The 17,990-nt window shown below is 64.7% G+C and carries 16 protein-coding genes; 10 read left to right on the top strand and 6 right to left on the bottom strand.

Going from position 1 to position 17,990, the window contains the following annotated elements; genetic code table 11:
* Window position 1 precedes the first annotated feature (1 nt).
* Window positions 2–892, bottom strand: coding sequence for a pilus assembly protein PilM (gene pilM, locus ABE459_RS03040; protein WP_323830779.1), 891 nt, complete (start codon window positions 890–892; stop codon window positions 2–4).
* 165 nt (window positions 893–1,057) lie between these two features.
* On the opposite strand from pilM, the gene ABE459_RS03035 reads away from it, so the two are divergent.
* On the top strand, window positions 1,058–3,511 hold the full coding sequence (locus ABE459_RS03035) for a penicillin-binding protein 1A (RefSeq protein ID WP_323830780.1): 2,454 nt from the start codon (window positions 1,058–1,060) through the stop codon (window positions 3,509–3,511).
* Window positions 3,512–3,897: 386 nt separating this feature from the next.
* Here the strand turns inward: ABE459_RS03035 and ABE459_RS03030 are convergent, their stop codons facing one another.
* The 3 genes from ABE459_RS03030 to rpmE form a co-directional block, all read right to left on the bottom strand.
* Window positions 3,898–5,166 carry a malic enzyme-like NAD(P)-binding protein gene (locus ABE459_RS03030; RefSeq protein ID WP_110996568.1) on the bottom strand — a complete coding sequence of 423 codons (1,269 nt, stop codon included), beginning with the start codon at window positions 5,164–5,166 and terminating at the stop codon, window positions 3,898–3,900.
* Between the two features lie 179 nt (window positions 5,167–5,345).
* Window positions 5,346–6,167: a thermonuclease family protein gene (locus tag ABE459_RS03025; RefSeq protein ID WP_323830781.1), complete on the bottom strand. Its 822-nt coding sequence runs from the start codon at window positions 6,165–6,167 to the stop codon at window positions 5,346–5,348.
* Window position 6,168: 1 nt separating this feature from the next.
* Entirely contained in the window at window positions 6,169–6,384 is a 216-nt protein-coding gene (gene rpmE, locus ABE459_RS03020; protein WP_125465915.1) for a 50S ribosomal protein L31, read from the bottom strand.
* 169 nt (window positions 6,385–6,553) lie between these two features.
* Here rpmE and ABE459_RS03015 point away from each other — a divergent pair, with 169 nt between their 5' ends.
* From ABE459_RS03015 to ABE459_RS03005, 3 genes are all read left to right on the top strand, one after another.
* Complete coding sequence (locus ABE459_RS03015) at window positions 6,554–8,773, top strand: primosomal protein N' (RefSeq protein WP_323830782.1); 2,220 nt, start codon at window positions 6,554–6,556, stop codon at window positions 8,771–8,773.
* A 192-nt stretch (window positions 8,774–8,965) separates the two neighbouring features.
* Window positions 8,966–10,702 carry an arginine--tRNA ligase gene (gene argS, locus ABE459_RS03010; protein WP_323830783.1) on the top strand — a complete coding sequence of 579 codons (1,737 nt, stop codon included), beginning with the start codon at window positions 8,966–8,968 and terminating at the stop codon, window positions 10,700–10,702.
* A gap of 1 nt (window position 10,703) precedes the next feature.
* Window positions 10,704–11,399: an SPOR domain-containing protein gene (locus tag ABE459_RS03005; protein ID WP_125465918.1), complete on the top strand. Its 696-nt coding sequence runs from the start codon at window positions 10,704–10,706 to the stop codon at window positions 11,397–11,399.
* 39 nt (window positions 11,400–11,438) lie between these two features.
* Here ABE459_RS03005 and ABE459_RS03000 read toward each other — a convergent pair whose 3' ends face one another.
* On the bottom strand, window positions 11,439–11,864 hold the full coding sequence (locus ABE459_RS03000; RefSeq protein ID WP_258705290.1) for a TM2 domain-containing protein: 426 nt from the start codon (window positions 11,862–11,864) through the stop codon (window positions 11,439–11,441).
* Between the two features lie 158 nt (window positions 11,865–12,022).
* Here ABE459_RS03000 and ABE459_RS02995 point away from each other — a divergent pair, with 158 nt between their 5' ends.
* Entirely contained in the window at window positions 12,023–12,664 is a 642-nt protein-coding gene (locus ABE459_RS02995; RefSeq protein ID WP_322359583.1) for an NlpC/P60 family protein, read from the top strand.
* 244 nt (window positions 12,665–12,908) lie between these two features.
* Here the strand turns inward: ABE459_RS02995 and ABE459_RS02990 are convergent, their stop codons facing one another.
* Window positions 12,909–13,901 carry a PilT/PilU family type 4a pilus ATPase gene (locus tag ABE459_RS02990; protein WP_323830784.1) on the bottom strand — a complete coding sequence of 331 codons (993 nt, stop codon included), beginning with the start codon at window positions 13,899–13,901 and terminating at the stop codon, window positions 12,909–12,911.
* A gap of 65 nt (window positions 13,902–13,966) precedes the next feature.
* Between ABE459_RS02990 and ABE459_RS02985 the strand changes: the two genes are divergently transcribed.
* From ABE459_RS02985 to metW, 5 genes are all read left to right on the top strand, one after another.
* Window positions 13,967–14,653 carry a YggS family pyridoxal phosphate-dependent enzyme gene (locus ABE459_RS02985; RefSeq protein ID WP_125860892.1) on the top strand — a complete coding sequence of 229 codons (687 nt, stop codon included), beginning with the start codon at window positions 13,967–13,969 and terminating at the stop codon, window positions 14,651–14,653.
* A 39-nt stretch (window positions 14,654–14,692) separates the two neighbouring features.
* On the top strand, window positions 14,693–15,511 hold the full coding sequence (gene proC / locus ABE459_RS02980; protein ID WP_125465923.1) for a pyrroline-5-carboxylate reductase: 819 nt from the start codon (window positions 14,693–14,695) through the stop codon (window positions 15,509–15,511).
* A gap of 13 nt (window positions 15,512–15,524) precedes the next feature.
* Window positions 15,525–16,115: a YggT family protein gene (locus ABE459_RS02975; protein ID WP_110996007.1), complete on the top strand. Its 591-nt coding sequence runs from the start codon at window positions 15,525–15,527 to the stop codon at window positions 16,113–16,115.
* A gap of 88 nt (window positions 16,116–16,203) precedes the next feature.
* Window positions 16,204–17,343 (top strand): homoserine O-acetyltransferase, encoded by a 1,140-nt coding sequence (locus ABE459_RS02970; protein WP_110996008.1) that lies wholly within the window; start codon window positions 16,204–16,206, stop codon window positions 17,341–17,343.
* 7 nt (window positions 17,344–17,350) lie between these two features.
* Window positions 17,351–17,971 carry a methionine biosynthesis protein MetW gene (gene metW / locus ABE459_RS02965; protein WP_125465924.1) on the top strand — a complete coding sequence of 207 codons (621 nt, stop codon included), beginning with the start codon at window positions 17,351–17,353 and terminating at the stop codon, window positions 17,969–17,971.
* Window positions 17,972–17,990: the final 19 nt, after the last annotated feature.

Raw genomic sequence — 17,990 nt, 5'->3', positions numbered from 1 at the left:
ATCAATGCAACCCACCGAGCGCCAGCCCACACGCCAGGGCCATCGAAGCGTCGAGCGCCTTGGCCTCACGCCCCATGGCCAAGCCCGAAAAGTCCGAGCCGACGGCCATTCTGCATGCCACCTTCAGGCGCTCAGCCAGTGCTGAAGCCCGCTGGTCATCGGCTGCCCCGCCTACCAACACCACCTCACCGACACCGCCTTGCGTGCAAAGGCGCTCGACAGGTTCGAGCCACCCGTCAGGTGATGCCAGCACGACCTGCTGGCGGTGTGGGAGAACTGCGTCCTGCAGCCGATGCAGCACCGCTTCGTTCCTCTCCAGTTGCAACAAGGCGGTCGTGCGCACCGGCAACGATGGCATGGCCCGGCGCAGGGCGATGCTGTCGACTTCCATGGCCTGCACCTGCAGCCCGGCCTGGCCGAACAGTTGTTCAAGGGGGTCGATCTGGCTTTGCCTGCAAGCGGCGACCAGCACATCCGCGTGCCCTGGGTGCTCGGCGGACAGCCCCAGCACCTGAAAGTCCAGAGCCAGGTCATCCAGCGGGAAGGGGAAAAGCTGATCGGCCTGGTCAAGCAATTGCGCCTCGGCATCGGGGTCAGATACGCCAACCGGCAAGCGAAGGACCTTGCAGATCACCTGCGAGGCCGGCAACGCCAGCGCAACCTGGCGCTGGCGTGTGGCACAGCGGCCATGGGCCTGGCGCAAGGCATTCAGCAAACGCTCGCTTTCATCGAGCAGGTGAGGGCCACGCAACGGAGGGACGATGGTCTCCCGCACCCAGCCCACCACCTGGCAACGGCCCCGATGACGGCGTACTTGCAGCATTCGTATGGAATCGGTGGCGATCTCCACCCCCAGCAGTGAACCTGCGCCCTTGCCAAAGCGTCCAAGCATGGCTGTTCCTTCCCTGTCATCAAAGCCTGCGCCATTGCAGCGCAGGCGGTCATCGCAGTACCCCGGCCGGTCACCCGAAGGGGCGAAAAATGCTTATAATGCCCAGCGTTTTTCCTGTCCGCCGGCCCCGCGCCCTCCACTCCTCAACCTGGACACCCAAAAGCCTTGATACGCCTGCTGAAGTTCTTCTGGTGGTCTTTCGTCGCAGTCATCTGCGCGCTCGTGCTCGGTGTGAGCGGTGCGTTTCTGTATCTTAGCCCCAGCCTGCCGTCGGTCGATTCGCTGCGAAGCGTCCAGTTGCAAATCCCCCTGAGGGTGTACAGCAGCGATGAAAAGCTGATTGCCGAGTTCGGCGAGATGCGCCGCTCGCCAATCAAGTTCCAGGAAATTCCCCCACAGTTCATTCAGGCATTGCTGTCGGCCGAGGACGATAATTTCCTCAACCACTACGGCGTCGACCCCAGCAGCCTGATGCGCGCGGCCACGCAGTTGGTCAAATCCGGGCACATCCAGAGTGGTGGCAGCACCATCACCATGCAGGTGGCGAAGAACTTCTTCCTCAGCAGCGAACGCAGCTTCTCGCGCAAGACCAACGAAATCCTGCTGGCCCTGCAGATCGAACGCGAGTTGACCAAGGACGAAATCCTCGAGCTGTACGTCAACAAGATCTACCTGGGTAACCGCGCCTACGGCATCGATGCCGCCGCGCAGGTGTACTACGGCAAGTCGATCCGCGACGTCAGCCTGGCGCAGATGGCCATGATCGCCGGCCTGCCCAAGGCACCGTCACGCTTCAACCCGCTGGCCAACCCGGTGCGCGCCAAGGAACGCCGCGACTGGATCCTCGGGCGCATGTACAAGCTTGGCAAGATCGACGACGCCAGCTACCAGGCCGCCCTGGCCGAGCCGTTGAACGCCAGCTACCACGTGCCGACGCCGGAGGTGAATGCCCCGTACGTCGCCGAAATGGCCCGCGCCGAAATGGTTGGCCGCTACGGCAGCGATGCCTACACGGAAGGCTTCCGCGTCTACACCACCGTTCCCAGCGACATGCAGCAGATGGCCAACAGCGCTGTGCTCAACGGCCTCTCCGAGTACGACGAACGCCACGGCTATCGCGGCCCCGAAGCGCGTTTCCCGGGCAAGACCCGCGCCGCCTGGCTGCAGGAGCTCGGCAAACAGCGCACGCTTGGTGGCCTGGAGCCGGCCATCGTCACCCAGGTCGAGAAGAGCGGCCTGAAGGTGATGACCCGCAGCGGCCTGGAAGAGGACGTTGCCTGGGACACCATGAAGTGGGCCCGCCCGTACCTCAACAGCAACGCCCAGGGCCGCACGCCGCAATCGCCGGCGGATGTGGCGCAGGTGGGCGACCTGGTGCGCCTGCAGCGCCTGGAACACGGCAAGCTCAAGTTCAGCCAGGTGCCTGGCGCCCAGAGCGCACTGGTGACCCTCGACCCCTATAACGGCGCGATCCGTGCCCTGGTCGGCGGCTTCTCCTTCGAGCAGAGCAACTACAACCGCGCCATGCAGGCCAAGCGCCAGCCGGGCTCGAGCTTCAAGCCGTTCGTTTACAGCGCCGCGCTGGACAGTGGCTACACCGCCGCCAGCCTGGTCAACGACGCGCCTATCGTGTTCGTCGACGAATACCTGGACAAGGTCTGGCGACCGAAGAACGACACCAACACCTTCCTCGGCCCGATCCGCATGCGCGAGGCACTGTACAAGTCGCGCAACCTGGTATCGATCCGCCTGCTGCAGGCCATGGGCGTGGACCGCACCATCGACTACATCGCCAAGTTCGGCTTCAACAAGCAGGACCTGCCGCGCAACCTGTCGCTGGCGCTGGGCACCGCCACCCTGACCCCGATGGAGATCGCCACCGGCTGGAGCACCTTCGCCAACGGCGGCTACAAGATCAGCCCGTACCTGATCGAGCGCATCGACAGCCGCAGCGGCGAAACGCTGTTCACCGCCAACCCGCCGCGCGTGCCGCAAGGCAACGAAGACCAGGCTGGCCTCGCCGCACCCGAACAGCCGATCAGCGTGACCGCCATGCCGGGCGAGGCCCCTTCCGCCTTTGGCCAGGTAGCGCCGGCACCGCAAACCCCGGCAGTCGCCGAGCGCATCATCGATGGCCGCACCACCTACATCCTCACCAGCATGCTGCAGGACGTGATCAAGCGGGGTACCGGCCGCCGCGCCCTGGCCCTGGGCCGCAATGATCTGGCGGGCAAGACCGGCACCACCAACGAATCCAAGGACGCCTGGTTCTCGGGTTACAACGGCGACTACGTCACCACCGTGTGGGTAGGCTTCGACCAACCGGAAACCCTGGGCCGCCGTGAGTACGGCGGCACCGTGGCCTTGCCGATCTGGATGGGCTTCATGGGCCCGGCCCTCAAGGGCAAGCCCGAACACACCCCGGCCGAGCCGGAAGGCATTCTCAGCCTGAGGGTCGACCCGATCAGCGGCCGCGCCGCCACCCCGAGCACGCCGAACGCCTACTTCGAGCTGTTCAAGGCAGAGGACTCGCCGCCATCGGTGGATGAGCTGGGCAACGGTGCAGCGCCTGGCAGCCCGCTGCCAGCGGATGAAGCGGCGCCGATGGATCTGTTCTAACAGACAGCGCCAGTGTAGGAGCGGCCTTGCCGGGGCGCCGGACCGGCCGGAAAGGGCCGCCAAGCGGCCCCAGCAGTACCTACTGATGCACAACACAGGCCCTGGGGTGATGCCAGTCAGTTAAGCCAATTGGGGTCGCTCCGCGACCCTTCGCGGGTAAACCCGCTCCCACATGATTGCGCAAAATCTCAAGCTAGCGCTGTACCTGTGGGAGCGGGTTTACCCGCGAAGGGCTGCAAGGCAGCCCCATTAGTGGCGATGAAGCACTAACTGACTGGCATTAGGCCCAGGGCCGCTCCTACACGGGGCCGTGCCAGCCGGACAACGTCAAACAAAAAAGCCCCGACTCTCACGAGCCGGGGCTTTTTCATGACGCTACGGCTGTATCAGCCGTTGAACACGTCATCCACACTTTTCAGCGGGTAGTGCTTCGGATACGGCAGGGTCGCCACGCCGGACTCGATGGCGGCCTTGGCCACGGCATCGGAAACGACGGTGATCAGGCGTGCATCCAGTGGTTTCGGGATGATGTACTCACGACCGAACTCCAGTGCCTGAACGCCGTAGGCGTCGCAGACTTCCTTCGGCACCGGCAGCTTGGCCAGGTCCTTCAGGGCGACGGCGGCAGCGATCTTCATTTCTTCGTTGATGCGCTTGGCGCGAACGTCCAGGGCACCGCGGAAGATGAACGGGAAGCCCAGTACGTTGTTGACCTGGTTCGGGTAGTCGGAACGACCGGTGGCCATGATCACGTCGCTGCGGGTGGCGTGAGCCAGCTCCGGGGAGATCTCTGGATCGGGGTTCGAGCAGGCGAACACGATCGGGTTGGCAGCCATCGACTTCAGGCCTTCTGCGCTCAGCAGGTTCGGGCCGGACAGGCCAACGAACACGTCGGCACCGTCCAGCGCGTCAGCCAGGGTGCGCTTGTCGGTGGCGTGGGCGAACTGCGCCTTGTACTGGTTCAGATCGTCACGGCCGGCGTGGATCACACCGCTGCGGTCGATCATGAAGATGTTCTCGACCTTGGCGCCCATGCTCACCAGCAGTTTCATGCAGGAGATGGCGGCAGCGCCGGCGCCCAGGCAGACGATCTTGGCGTCTTCGAGCTTCTTGCCGGCGATTTCCAGGGCGTTGATCATGCCGGCCGCGGTAACGATCGCGGTGCCGTGCTGGTCATCGTGGAACACCGGGATGTCGCACTGTTCGATCAGGGTGCGTTCGATCTCGAAGCACTCAGGTGCCTTGATGTCTTCGAGGTTGATGCCACCGAAGGTGATGGAGATGCGGCGTACGGTGTCGATGAAGGCCTGTGGGCTTTCCGATTCGACTTCGATGTCGAACACGTCGATACCGGCGAAACGCTTGAACAGAACACCCTTGCCTTCCATGACCGGCTTCGAGGCCAGCGGGCCCAGGTCACCCAGACCGAGGATCGCGGTACCGTCGGAAATCACCGCAACCAGGTTGCCCTTGCCGGTGTATTTGTAGGCCAGCTCTGGATCACGACCAATCTCGCGCACCGGTTCGGCGACGCCTGGGCTGTAGGCCAGGGCGAGGTCACGGGCAGTGGCGGTAGGCTTGGAGAGCTCGACGCTCAGTTTCCCCGGACGGGGCTGGGCGTGGTATTCGAGAGCGGCGGTTTTCAGGTCTGACATGATGGGCATTCCGCTATTTACTGTTCTGACGGACCGCCGAGGATACGCAAAGTGCCGGGGGGCGACAAGACTGCCCGGTCACTAGTGTCAAGGCCTTTGGCCTACGACTTTACGCTATAACCCACGGGGCTTGCGAAAGCCTAGTGTGTACAATCCAATAGCAAACTGTCTACAACTATTTAGCCAGAAGCAGGCTGCAACATACTCGGATCGGTCAATGGCACCACCCAGCGTCGCTGCCCGGGCTTGAGCGCTCCCTTGCGGGAACGGTCCAGCACCCAGCCCCGCACCTCGACCTGGCGTCCTTTGAGGTTAGCGAAGAAGCTGGCGGGGAAGTTGCGCTGCAGACGAGCGGGAATCCGCACCACCAGGTTATTGTCCAACTCCAGCCAGACACCGCCGCGATTGCGCTCGATGCCATTGATTTTGCCGCTGATCAGTGCAAAACCAGATTGCCGTACATCCCGCGCACGCAGCACCGGCGATTGCCGCCAGAGCCCTAGTCGCGCCTTGCGCGCGACCTGTTCAGCTTGCTGCTGACACCCGGTAAGGCGTGTGTTGGGCGCAAATGCGATGCGGTAGGCCAAGCCTTCGCTGAGCAGTTGTGCTTCCAGATTGTGGCCATTACGGCTGTAGATATGCGCCAGGGTGCGCCCGTACTTGTCTTTGCTTTCAACCCCAGGCACCAGCCCGACCCGGCCATCGCTGGCCTTGATCAACGCCTGCAGGCGGCGCTTGGCCGCTTCGGCATAGGGCTCGCTGGGCCGCCCTTTACCTGCGACTTCCGGAGCATTGATGCCAATCAGGCGAACACTGCGGCCATCAACCAGGCGAACGGTATCGCCATCGACCACGTAGCGCACCGCAACCTGCTGCGGCCGGTCAGGCAACGGGCAGAAGGCCAGGGCCGGGAAATGCCAAATCGCGCCCACAAAAAAGGCGCCCACAAGGGACGCCTTCTTCTGCAACAGTGCGAACCCCGAAGGCTTCGCCATGCGCATCTTACTTCTTGGCACCGAACATGCCGAAGCGATCGGCGAACTTCTGTACGCGACCACCGGTGTCCAGGACTTTCTGCTTGCCAGTGTAGAACGGGTGGCACTGGGAGCACACGTCGATCGCCAGCGGCTTGGCCAGGGTCGAACGAGTTTCGAATTTGTTGCCGCAGCTGCAGGTGACTGCAACTACTTCGTAGTTCGGATGAATATCTGCTTTCATGGTCACTTCCTCGAGCTGCGTGCCGCCACCCAACACCTATTGTTGAATACCGCACGTAATTAGGCGGCGAATAATACCAGAGCGCGACGCCAGCGCAAGTTGTCGCTTGCACCGACCGTCGTCTGCTAGGCTCGCCTGATTTGTGAAACGCCCTCCAGAGACCTTCCGCGTGTCCGACGTTATCCTGCGCCTTGCCCTGCCCTCGCCCCTGCGTCGCCTGTTCGACTACCGGGCCACCGCAAGCATGGCGCGCCAGGCCCTGACCCCCGGCATGCGCTTTCGCGTGCCGTTCGGCCGCCGGGAAATGATCGGCGTGCTGGTGGAGGTGGCCGACCAAAGTGAAGTGTCGGCGGACAAGCTCAAGCCCGCCAGTGCCTTGCTCGACCCGGTCTCGCCACTGCCTCCGGCGCTGTTCAAGCTGTGCCTGTGGACGGCGCAGTACTACCAGCACAGCCTGGGCGACACCCTGAACTGGGCGCTGCCCACCCTGTTGCGCCAGGGCGAGCCGGCCGAAGTGCGGCAGGAGCGCTTCTGGCATGTCGCCGCCGGGGCGCGCCTGGAAGACCCGCGCATTGCCCGCGCGCCGCGCCAGCGCGAAGCCCTGAAGACGCTTTCGCAGCACCCGCACGGCGTGGCCCACAGCCTGCTGAGCAAGCTCGGCCTGAACAAGGACAGCCTCGACCTGCTGCTGGCCAAGGACCTGGTCGAGGTGGAGACCCGCCGCCACCTGCCAGCCGCCCGTCACGAGCACTGGCTGGCCCAGCCGGAGCTGCCGCTCAACGAAGAACAGCGCGCCGCCTTCGAGGCCGTGCGCTCAGGCTTCGGCGCCTTCCACGCGTTCCTGCTGGCGGGCGTCACCGGCAGCGGCAAGACCGAGGTCTACCTGCAACTGATCCGCGAAACCCTGGAGGCCGGCAAACAGGCGTTGATCCTGATCCCCGAGATCAACCTCGGCCCGCAGACCTTGCAGCGCTTCGAGCAACGCTTCAATGCACGCATCGCCCTGCTGCACTCGGCCGTGGGCGACCGCGAGCGCCTGGACGCCTGGCTGGCGGCGCGCGACGGCGAGGCGGACATCATCATCGGCACCCGTTCGGCGCTGTTCACGCCGATGAAGAACCCGGGGCTGATCATCATCGACGAGGAGCACGACGGCTCCTATAAACAGCAGGAAGGCCTGCGCTACCACGCCCGCGACCTGGCTGTGGTGCGCGCGCATCAGGAGAACATCCCGATCCTGCTGGGCTCGGCCACCCCGTCGCTGGAGAGCCTGCACAACGCCCACAGTGGCCGCTACGGCCTGCTGCGCATGAACCAGCGCGCCGGCGGTGCCCGCGCACCGCGCTTCCTGCGCCTGGACGTGCGCAGCCTGCCACTGGACAGCGGCATCAGCGGCCCACTGCAGCAAGCGATCCGCCAGACCCTGGAAGCCGGCCAACAGGTGCTGGTGTTCCTCAACCGCCGCGGCTTCGCCCCAACCCTGCTGTGCCACGACTGCGGCTGGCTTTCGGAATGCCCACGGTGCGACGCGCGCATGACCGTGCACCAGCGCTCGGCCGTGCTGCGCTGCCACCACTGCGGTTACGACGAGCGCCTGCCGCTGCAGTGCCCGCAATGCGCCCACGTCGACCTGCGCCCCGTAGGTGCCGGCACCGAACGTGCCGAAGAACGCCTGAAGGTGCTGTTCCCCGACTACCCGATCCTGCGCGTGGACCGCGACAGCACCTCGCGCAAGGACGCCATGCATAACCTGTTCACCACCATCCAGCGCGGCCAGCCGAGCATCCTGGTCGGCACCCAGATGCTGGCCAAGGGGCACCACTTCCCGCGGGTGACCCTGGTGGCGATCCTCGATGCCGACGGCGGGCTGTTCTCCGGCGATTTCCGCGCCAGCGAGCGCATGGCCCAGCTGATCGTACAGGTGGCGGGCCGCGCCGGGCGCGCCGAAGAACCGGGCAAGGTCATCGTGCAGACCCACCTGGCCGACCATCCGTTGCTGGTGCAACTGACCGAACAGGGCTACTTCGCCTTTGCCGAACAGGCCCTGAGCGAACGCCGCGCCGCCGGCCTGCCGCCGTTCGCCCACCTGGCCCTGCTGCGCGCCGATGCGCACAAGCCCGGCCAGGCCGAAGGTTTCCTCGACGAAGCCTGCGCCGCCGCCGAGCGCGTGCTGGCCGAACAGGGCCTGCATGGCATCGAGCTGCTGGGCCCGGTGCCGGCGCCCATGGAGCGACGGGCGGGGCGATTCCGTGCGCAACTGTTGCTCCAGGCCAATGCCCGGGCTCAGTTGCATCGACTGATCAGCGCCTGGTTGCTAGTGTTGGAGCAGATGCCGTCCGGGCGGCAAGTGCGCTGGTCGCTGGATGTCGACCCGGTCGACCTTTATTGAGCGACAAGCTGCAAGCCTCAAGCTGCAAGAAACAGCTGCCTTGCGCTGGGGCCTCTACTTGCAGCTTGCCGCTTGAAACTTGCAGCTCGCCGCTGAAAGGTTGGCAACCCGCCCCCGGCAACGGATAATGCCCAGTTTTTCCACCTGCGCATCGAAGCGCCCCACCGCGCTTGCGGTCGAAAAGAGATCCCCATGAAAGACACCATTCGCCAGCTGATCCAGCAAGCCCTCACCCAACTCGTCACCGACGGTGTGCTGCCTGAAGGGCTGACGCCGGCGATCCAGGTGGAAAACGCCCGGGACAAGACCCACGGCGACTTCGCCAGCAACATCGCCATGATGCTGGCCAAGCCGGCCGGCATGAAGCCGCGCGACCTGGCTGAGAAAATCATTGCAGCCCTGCCGGCCAGCGCCGACATCAGCAAGGCCGAGATTGCCGGCCCCGGCTTCCTGAACTTCTTCCAGAACACCGACGCCCTGGCCAGCCGCCTCGACGCCGCCCTGGCCGACGACCGCCTGGGCGTGCGCAAGGCCGGCCCGCTCGAGAAAGTCGTGATCGACATGTCGGCGCCGAACCTGGCCAAGGAGATGCACGTCGGCCACCTGCGCTCGACCATCATCGGCGACAGCGTCGCCCGCGTGCTGGAGTTCCTCGGCGATAACGTCATCCGCCAGAACCACGTCGGCGACTGGGGCACCCAGTTCGGCATGCTGATGGCCTACCTGCAGGAAAACCCGATCACCAGCGACGAGCTGTCGGACCTGGAGAACTTCTACCGCGCGGCGAAGAAGCGCTTCGACGAGTCCGAAGAGTTCGCCACCCGCGCCCGTGGCCTGGTGGTCAAGCTGCAGGCCGGCGACCCCGAGTGCCTGGCGCTGTGGACGCGCTTCAAGGACATCTCGCTGTCCCACTGCCAGAAGACCTACGAACTGCTCAACGTCAAGCTGACCATGGCCGACGTGATGGGCGAGAGCGCCTACAACGACGACCTGGCGAATGTGGTTGCCGACCTCAAGGCCAAGGGCCTGCTGGTGGAGAACCAGGGCGCCCAGTGCGTGTTCCTCGACGAATTCAAGAACGCCGAGGGCGACCCGCTGCCAGTGATCGTGCAGAAGGCCGACGGCGGCTACCTGTACGCCACCACCGACCTGGCCGCCGTGCGCTACCGCAGCAACAAGCTTCAGGCTGATCGCGCCCTGTACTTCGTCGACCAGCGCCAGGCCCTGCACTTCAACCAGGTGTTCGAAGTGGCCCGCCGCGCCGGCTTCGTCGGCCACCCGATGCAGATGGAGCACATGGGCTTCGGCACCATGAACGGCGCCGACGGCCGCCCGTTCAAGACCCGCGATGGCGGCACCGTCAAGCTGATCGACCTGCTCAACGAGGCCAAGGAGCGCGCCTATGCGCTGGTCAAGGAAAAGAACCCGGGCCTGGCCGAGGACGAGCTGCGCAAGATCGGTGAAGTGGTGGGCATCGGTGCGGTGAAATACGCCGACCTGTCCAAGCACCGCACCAGCGACTACAGCTTCAACTTCGAGCTGATGCTCAACTTCGAAGGCAACACCGCGCCCTACCTGCTCTACGCCTACACCCGTGTGGCCGGCGTGTTCCGCAAGCTCGGCAAGGGCTTCGACGAGGTGGACGGCAAGATCGTGCTGCAGGCTGCCCACGAGCAGGACCTGGCCGCGCGCCTGGCGCAGTTCGGCGAAATTCTCAACAATGTCGCCGACAAAGGCACCCCGCACGTCCTGTGCAGCTACCTGTACGACCTCGCCGGCCTGTTCTCCAGCTTCTACGAGAACTGCCCGATCCTCAGCGCCGAGACCCCGGAGCAGCAGCAGAGCCGTCTGCGCCTGGCAGCCCTGACCGGCCGTACCCTCAAACAGGGCCTGGAGCTGCTCGGCCTGGAAACCCTGGAGCGTATGTAACTTGGCTGCAGCAAAGAAAAAGCCCGCGCCCAAGCGCGGCGCCAGCCGCCACCAGCCCGCCGCCAAGCAGCCGATCCCGGGCTGGGTGTGGCTGGCGGTCGGCCTGACCGTCGGCGCCTTCATCGTCTTCCTGATGAAACTCGAACCGGGTGGCGGCGACATCAAGCGCACCAAACCCGAACAGCAGAAGCCGGAGAAGGTCGCCGAGGCGAGCAAGGCCACCACACCTACGCCGCAGCAACCGGTGAAACCGAAGTACGACTTCTACACCCTGCTGCCAGAGTCGGAAGTGATCGTGCCGCCGGAAGCGGTGCCCGAGAAGACTCCGCCGGTGCCGGCCGTGCCAACCACGCCGGTCACCCCGGCGGAAGCGGCCAAGATCGACACCGCCCGTGCCCAGGCCGCACTGCTGGGGCAAACGCCACCGCCGGCACCACCGGTGATCAAGCCGGCACCGACCACCCAGTTCTTCCTGCAGGCCGGCTCGTTCCGCAAGCAGGCGGATGCCGACAAGGTTCGCGCGCAGATCATCCTGCTGGGCCAGGCGGTGAAAGTGGAATCGGGGACGGTGAAAGAAGAAACCTGGTACCGCGTGATGGTCGGGCCGTTCAGCAACCGCGAACAGCTCACCGTGGCGCAGAAGCAACTGGCCGGGGCAGGCTTCAGCAACCTGCTGTTGCAGCAACGCCGCCAGTAACGAATAAGGCCTTGCCGCGCTGCGCGACAAGGCCTTTTTTCATACCCGGCGACGCTCGGCGTTGACCTGGGAAACCTGGCTGTTGAGTGTCCAGAAGTCGTACAGCACACCCAGCAGGAACAGGCCGCCGGTAAACAGGTAGATCAGTGCACTGATCCACTTGCCCTGATACAGACGGTGCACACCGAACACCCCGAGGAAGGTCAGGAAGATCCACGCCAGGTTGTAGTCCACGCCGCCGGACTCGAACCGCAGATCCGCCTCGCGGTCCATCGACGGGATCAGGAACAGGTCGATCAGCCAGCCAATTCCCAGAAGCCCCAGGGTGAAGAACCAGATGGTCCCGGTAATCGGCTTGCCGTAGTAGAAACGGTGCGCGCCGGTGAAGCCGAAAATCCACAACAGGTAGCCGAGGACCTTGCTGTGGGTGTCGTGCGCGGGCGCACTCTGTTGATAACCATTCATTCGAAGCCCTCGTGGGTTAGCCGAAAATTTTCTAACGGAAAATGTGACTTTTCCGTGTTGACCCGACATATGGTACGTGGCCAATCGACCAACGGATCAGAATTTGATCAAAAAGCTGTTATAAAGTTGCGCGCCAACACCCTATAAGAGCATCAACTATGCCGCCTTTCATCAAGACATGGCTGACCCTCTGCCTTTTATTACCCCTGGCCGCCCACGCCACCAATCGTGAGCAACGTCTTCCAAGCGGTTTCACCGGTTACACGAGCAATGCCGACAGCTCGGTGAAACGCGCCCCTGTGCAGTACCGCAAGGCCACCCTCAGCGCCGCCCGCCCGAGCAACGCCACCCAGCGCCAGGCACTGCAGGCCGTGGCCATGTCGCCCAAGCAGAGCAGCGAAGTGCTCAGCCGCGCCGTGAACGTGCTCGGCACGCCGTACCGCTGGGGCGGCAGCAGCCCGAAGAAGGGTTTCGACTGCAGCGGCCTGGTCAAGTACGCCTTCAACGACGTGGCTGACGTCGACCTGCCGCGCACCTCCAATGCCATGGCCCAGGGCCAGGGTGTGAAGGTGGCCAAGAGTGACCTCAAGCCGGGCGACCTGATTTTCTTCAACATCAAGAGCCGCCGGGTCAATCATGTGGCCATCTACCTGGGTAACGACCGCTTCATCCACGCGCCGCGCACCGGCAAACGGGTGAGCATCGACAGCCTGGAGAAACCTTACTGGCAGAAGCATTACGTCGTGGCCAAGCGCGTTTTGCCCAAGGACCAGCAAGCGCTGGCCCTGGCCAAGCGCTAAGCCGACAATCGCGCGGCAAGCCGCCGCTCCCACGACCAACAGCAAACCTGGCGTGGGAGTGACTGTCTTGCTCGCCATTCAAACAGTTGCACTCTGCCTGTGGGAGCGGGTTCACCCGCGAACACGGGCATAGCCCGTGCCAGGCACCGAGGTGCCATCTTCGCGGGTAAACCCGCTCCCACAGGTACTGTGCAATCCTAGGGAATGCACTACCCCCGCGATTTAGCTCGAGCAGGCAACAGCGCTAGTTAACCAGCCCTTTGTGCTTGAGCGCCTGCAACGCCCCCTCCATCGTGCGCATCCCCAACGCCGCCCCCGCCTGCATCGCCGACTGCACCTGCACCATGCGGCCCTCGCGAATCAAGTTGCGCACCGCTGGCGTCGCCACGAGCACCTCCCTGGCCGCCACCCTGCCGCCACCTTTCCGCCTGACCAGCACCTGAGCCACCACCAGGCGCAGCGATTCGGCCAGCATCATGCGCACCAGCGGCTTCTCCTCGGCAGCGAACACCTCCACCAGCCGGTCGATGCTGTTCACCGCCGAGCGGGTGTGCACCGTTGCCAGCACCAGATGCCCGGTTTCCGCAGCGCGCAACGCCAGGCGGATACTCTCCAGATCGCGCAGTTCGCCGACCATGATCACATCCGGGTCCTGACGCAAGGCACTGCGCAGCCCCTGGGCGAAGTCACGGCTGTGCACACCGATCTCTCGCTGATTGACCAGGCAGCCCTGCCCGCTGTGGATAAATTCGATGGGGTCTTCAAGGGTGATGACCTGCAGCGCGCGTTCACGATTGAGCTGATCAAGCAGCGCCGCCAGGGTGCTGGACTTGCCGCTACCCGTCGGCCCACCCACCAGCACCAGGCCATCCCGGCATTGCGCAACGGCTTGATACACATCGTTCAGGTCAAGTTCGTCGAGGCTGGGGACCCGCGCCGGAATCAGCCGCACGCTTACGCCCAAGCCATTGCGCTGACGGAACAGGTTCAAGCGCAGGCGCCCCACGCCGGGCAGGCTCAGCGCCAGGTCCAGTTCATCACCGCACAGCCATTGCCGCCGCTGCCCTTCATCGAGCAGGCCGGCCATTCCCTGTTCCAGCGCCGTGCACGTCAGCACCGGCAGCGCCATGCGCTGCAACTCGCCATCCAGGCGCAACAGCGGTGGCTCGCCCGCGGCTAGGTGCAGGTCACTGGCGCCCGCAGCCACAGCCCGGGCCAGCAGGTCGGTCACATCCATGAGACTCCCCAACGGCCATCAAGCAGGTAGAATGCCGCAGACCTCACAGCCGCCGGCGACGATCCATGTCCACCCTAGCAGACAACATTTCCGCCATTGCCAGCCGTATCGACAGCGCGGCCAGGGCCGCCGGACGCGACCCGGCCAGCGTCCAGTTGCTGGCGGTCAGCAAGACCAAGCCCGCCAGCGCCGTGCGCGAGGCCTTTGCGGCCGGGCTGCGCGATGTGGGCGAAAACTACCTTCAGGAAGCCCTGACAAAACAACAGGCGCTTTCCGACCTGCCCTTGATCTGGCACTTCATCGGCCCCATTCAGTCGAACAAGACCAAAGCCATCGCCGAGCACTTCGACTGGGTACATTCCGTGGACCGCCTGAAGATCGCCCAACGCCTGTCCGAGCAACGCCCGGGCCATCTGCCGCCGCTGAACATCTGCCTGCAGGTGAACGTCAGCGGTGAAGACAGCAAGTCCGGCTGCGCGCCCGCCGACCTGCCGGCGCTGGCCCAGGCCGTCAGCGCCCTCCCCGGCCTGCGCCTGCGCGGGCTGATGGCGATCCCGGAGCCGACCGAAGACCGTGCCCAACAAGAGGCCGCCTTCGCCACCCTGCGCCAGCTGCAAGCGCAACTCGGCCTGGGCCTGGACACCCTGTCGATGGGCATGAGCCATGACCTTGAAGCCGCGATCGCCCAAGGTGCGACCTGGGTCCGTATCGGCACCGCCCTGTTCGGTGCGCGCGACTACGGCCAGCCCTGAATCCATGCTTAAACTCACTCTTTCCCTCAAGGACCTGACATGAGCAAGACTCGTATTGCCTTTATCGGCGCCGGCAACATGGCCGCCAGCCTGATCGGCGGCCTGCGCGCCCAGGGCCTGGACGCCTCGCAGATCCGCGCCAGCGACCCGGGTGCCGACACCCGCGCGCGCATCCAGGCCGAGCACGGCATCGAAGCATTCGCCGACAACGCCCAGGCCATCGACGGTGTGGATGTGATCGTCCTGGCGGTCAAGCCGCAGGTGATGAAAGCCGTCTGCGAAACCCTTAAGCCGAACCTCAAGCCTGGCCAGTTGGTCGTCTCCATCGCCGCCGGCATCACCTGTGCCAGCCTGCAGGCCTGGCTGGGCGCGATCCCGGTGGTGCGCTGCATGCCCAACACCCCGGCACTGCTGCGCCAGGGCGTCAGTGGCCTGTACGCCACCGAGCAAGTGTCAGCCGAGCAGCGCGAGCAGGCCGAGCAGTTGCTGTCCGCCGTCGGCACCGCCCTGTGGCTGGACCAGGAACAGCAACTGGATGCCGTCACCGCTGTTTCCGGCAGCGGCCCGGCCTACTTCTTCCTGCTGATCGAAGCCATGACCGCCGCTGGCGAGAAGCTCGGCCTGCCGCGTGAAACCGCCTCGCAACTGACCCTGCAAACCGCCCTGGGCGCCGCACGCATGGCCGTGGCCAGCGACGTCGATGCCGCCGAGCTGCGCCGCCGGGTCACCTCGCCTGCCGGCACCACGGAAGCGGCGATCAAGTCGTTCCAGGCCAATGGCTTCGAGGCCATCGTCGAGCAGGCACTGGAAGCCGCGGCCAAGCGCTCCGCGGAACTGGCCGAACAACTGGGCAAATAAGGAGCCTTTTTCAATGAATGCACTGTCCGGCGCCGCGATCTTCGTGGTGCAAACCCTGGTCAGCCTGTACCTGGCGATCGTCCTGCTGCGCTTCGTGCTGCAACTGGTCAAGGCCGACTTCTACAACCCGCTCAGCCAGTTCGCCGTGCGCGCCACTCAGCCGCTGCTCAAGCCGCTGCGCCGGGTAATCCCGAGCATTGCCGGCCTGGATACATCGTCGCTGCTGCTGTCGGTGCTGATCCAGGCGCTGTTGATGGCCTTCGTGCTGATGGTCACCTACGGTACCTTCGGCGACGTCCTGCACCTGCTGATGTGGGCGATCATCGGCATCACCTCGCTGTTCCTGAAGATTTTCTGGGTGGCGATGATCGTCATGGTGATCGTCTCGTGGGTCGCGCCCAACAGCCACAACCCTGCTGCCGAGCTGGCCTACCAGATCAGCGAGCCGGTGCTGGCGCCGTTCCGTCGCCTGGTGCCGAACCTGGGCGGCATGGACATCTCGCCGATCTTCGCCTTCATCGCCATCCAGGTGATCCAGTCGTTCCTCATGCCCCAGCTGGCGGCCTACGCCGGCATGCCACAAGAGCTGTGGCGGATGATCTGACCCACGATGTCTCCAGCGGCAAGCCATTGCTTGCCGCTGGGGGTAGCGCTCTTTAGACTTACGCCTCCGTCAAGCGTGAGCAGGGTCGATGTCCACTGTCTTTCCCGAAGATTCCGTCGGTCTGGTAACACCGCAGATCGCCCGGTTCGATGAACCGTTGGCCCTGGCCTGTGGCCGCGCCCTGGCCTCGTACGAACTCATCTACGAAACCTATGGCGAGCTCAACAGCAACGCCAGCAACGCCGTGCTCATCTGCCACGCGTTGTCCGGCCACCACCATGCCGCCGGCTACCACGCCGCCACCGACCGCAAGCCGGGCTGGTGGGACAGCTGCATCGGCCCCGGCAAGCCGATCGACACCAACCGCTTCTTCGTGGTCAGCCTGAACAACCTCGGCGGTTGCAACGGCAGCACCGGCCCCAGCAGCCTCAACCCGGCCACCGGCAAGCCCTACGGCGCCGATTTCCCGGTGCTGACGGTGGAAGACTGGGTGCACAGCCAGGCGCGCCTGGCCGATCGCCTCGGCATCCACACCTGGGCCGCCATCGTCGGCGGCAGCCTCGGCGGCATGCAGGCGCTGCAGTGGACCATCACCTACCCGGACCGGGTACGCCATTGCGTGGACATCGCCTCGGCACCCAAGCTGTCGGCGCAGAACATCGCCTTCAACGAAGTGGCGCGCCAGGCCATCCTCACCGACCCCGAATTCCACGGCGGTTCGTTCCAGGACCAGGGCGTGATCCCCAAGCGCGGCCTGATGCTGGCGCGGATGGTCGGCCATATCACCTACCTGTCCGACGACTCGATGGGCGAAAAATTCGGCCGCGAGCTCAAGAGCGACAAGCTCAACTACGACTTCCACAGCGTCGAATTCCAGGTCGAGAGCTACCTGCGCTACCAGGGCGAGGAGTTCTCCGGGCGTTTCGACGCCAACACCTACCTGCTGATGACCAAGGCGCTGGACTACTACGACCCGGCGGCGGCCCACGACGGCGACCTGGCGGCGACCCTGGCGCATGTCACGGCTGACTTCTGCATCATGTCGTTCACCACCGACTGGCGCTTCTCGCCGGCCCGTTCGCGGGAGATCGTCGATGCCCTGATGGCCGCACGCAAGAACGTCTGCTACCTGGATATCGACTCGCCCTACGGCCACGACGCCTTCCTGATCCCCACACCTCGCTACATGCAGGGTTTCGCCAACTACATGAACCGCATCGCCCTGTGAGGACCCCATGAGAGCCGACCTGGAAATCATCCAAGACTGGATCCCCGCCGGCAGCCGGGTACTCGACCTGGGCTGCGGCAACGGCGAGCTGCTGGCCTCGCTGCGCGAGCGCAAGAACGTCACCGGCTACGGCCTGGAGATCGACGCCGACAACATCGCCGAGTGCGTGGCCAAGGGCGTCAACGTGATCGAGCAGGACCTGGACAAGGGCCTGGGCAACTTCGCCAGCAACAGCTTCGACGTGGTGGTCATGACCCAGGCCCTGCAGGCCGTGGAGTACCCCGACCGGATTCTCGACGAAATGCTGCGGGTGGGCCGCCAGTGCATCATCACCTTCCCCAACTTCGGCCACTGGCGTTGCCGCTGGTACCTGGCGACCAAAGGCCGCATGCCGGTGTCGGACTTCATGCCGTACACCTGGTACAACACGCCGAACATTCACTTCTGCACGTTCGAAGACTTCGAGAACCTGTGCCGCGAACGCCACGCCAAGGTACTCGACCGCCTGGCGGTCGACCACTTGCACCGTAATGGGTTGGGCGGCCGGCTTTGGCCTAATCTTCTAGGTGAAATCGGTATTTATCGCGTCAGCAGCCCGGGCCTGCAGGAGCACCAGCTCGCAGTCTGACGCTCGCGAACGGAGGAAT

It is taken from the genome of Pseudomonas sp. TWI923, assembly GCF_039673365.1.
In the GTDB taxonomy this organism is placed as follows: domain Bacteria; phylum Pseudomonadota; class Gammaproteobacteria; order Pseudomonadales; family Pseudomonadaceae; genus Aquipseudomonas; species Aquipseudomonas sichuanensis.
The sequence above is the reverse complement of the archived record's forward strand: the minus strand, read 5'-3'. Positions and strand labels throughout refer to the sequence as shown.

Excerpts from the sequence above, each read along its gene's own strand:
- pilM (WP_323830779.1), bottom strand. The coding sequence starts at position 892 with ATGCTTGGACGCTTTGGCAAGGGCGCAGGTTCACTGCTGGGGGTGGAG.
- ABE459_RS03030 (WP_110996568.1), bottom strand. The coding sequence starts at position 5,166 with ATGTCAGACCTGAAAACCGCCGCTCTCGAATACCACGCCCAGCCCCGT.
- ABE459_RS03025 (WP_323830781.1), bottom strand. The coding sequence starts at position 6,167 with ATGCGCATGGCGAAGCCTTCGGGGTTCGCACTGTTGCAGAAGAAGGCG.
- rpmE (WP_125465915.1), bottom strand. The coding sequence starts at position 6,384 with ATGAAAGCAGATATTCATCCGAACTACGAAGTAGTTGCAGTCACCTGC.
- argS (WP_323830783.1), top strand. The coding sequence starts at position 8,966 with ATGAAAGACACCATTCGCCAGCTGATCCAGCAAGCCCTCACCCAACTC.
- ABE459_RS03000 (WP_258705290.1), bottom strand. The coding sequence starts at position 11,864 with ATGAATGGTTATCAACAGAGTGCGCCCGCGCACGACACCCACAGCAAG.
- ABE459_RS02995 (WP_322359583.1), top strand. The coding sequence starts at position 12,023 with ATGCCGCCTTTCATCAAGACATGGCTGACCCTCTGCCTTTTATTACCC.
- ABE459_RS02990 (WP_323830784.1), bottom strand. The coding sequence starts at position 13,901 with ATGGATGTGACCGACCTGCTGGCCCGGGCTGTGGCTGCGGGCGCCAGT.
- ABE459_RS02985 (WP_125860892.1), top strand. The coding sequence starts at position 13,967 with ATGTCCACCCTAGCAGACAACATTTCCGCCATTGCCAGCCGTATCGAC.
- proC (WP_125465923.1), top strand. The coding sequence starts at position 14,693 with ATGAGCAAGACTCGTATTGCCTTTATCGGCGCCGGCAACATGGCCGCC.
- ABE459_RS02975 (WP_110996007.1), top strand. The coding sequence starts at position 15,525 with ATGAATGCACTGTCCGGCGCCGCGATCTTCGTGGTGCAAACCCTGGTC.
- ABE459_RS02970 (WP_110996008.1), top strand. The coding sequence starts at position 16,204 with ATGTCCACTGTCTTTCCCGAAGATTCCGTCGGTCTGGTAACACCGCAG.
- metW (WP_125465924.1), top strand. The coding sequence starts at position 17,351 with ATGAGAGCCGACCTGGAAATCATCCAAGACTGGATCCCCGCCGGCAGC.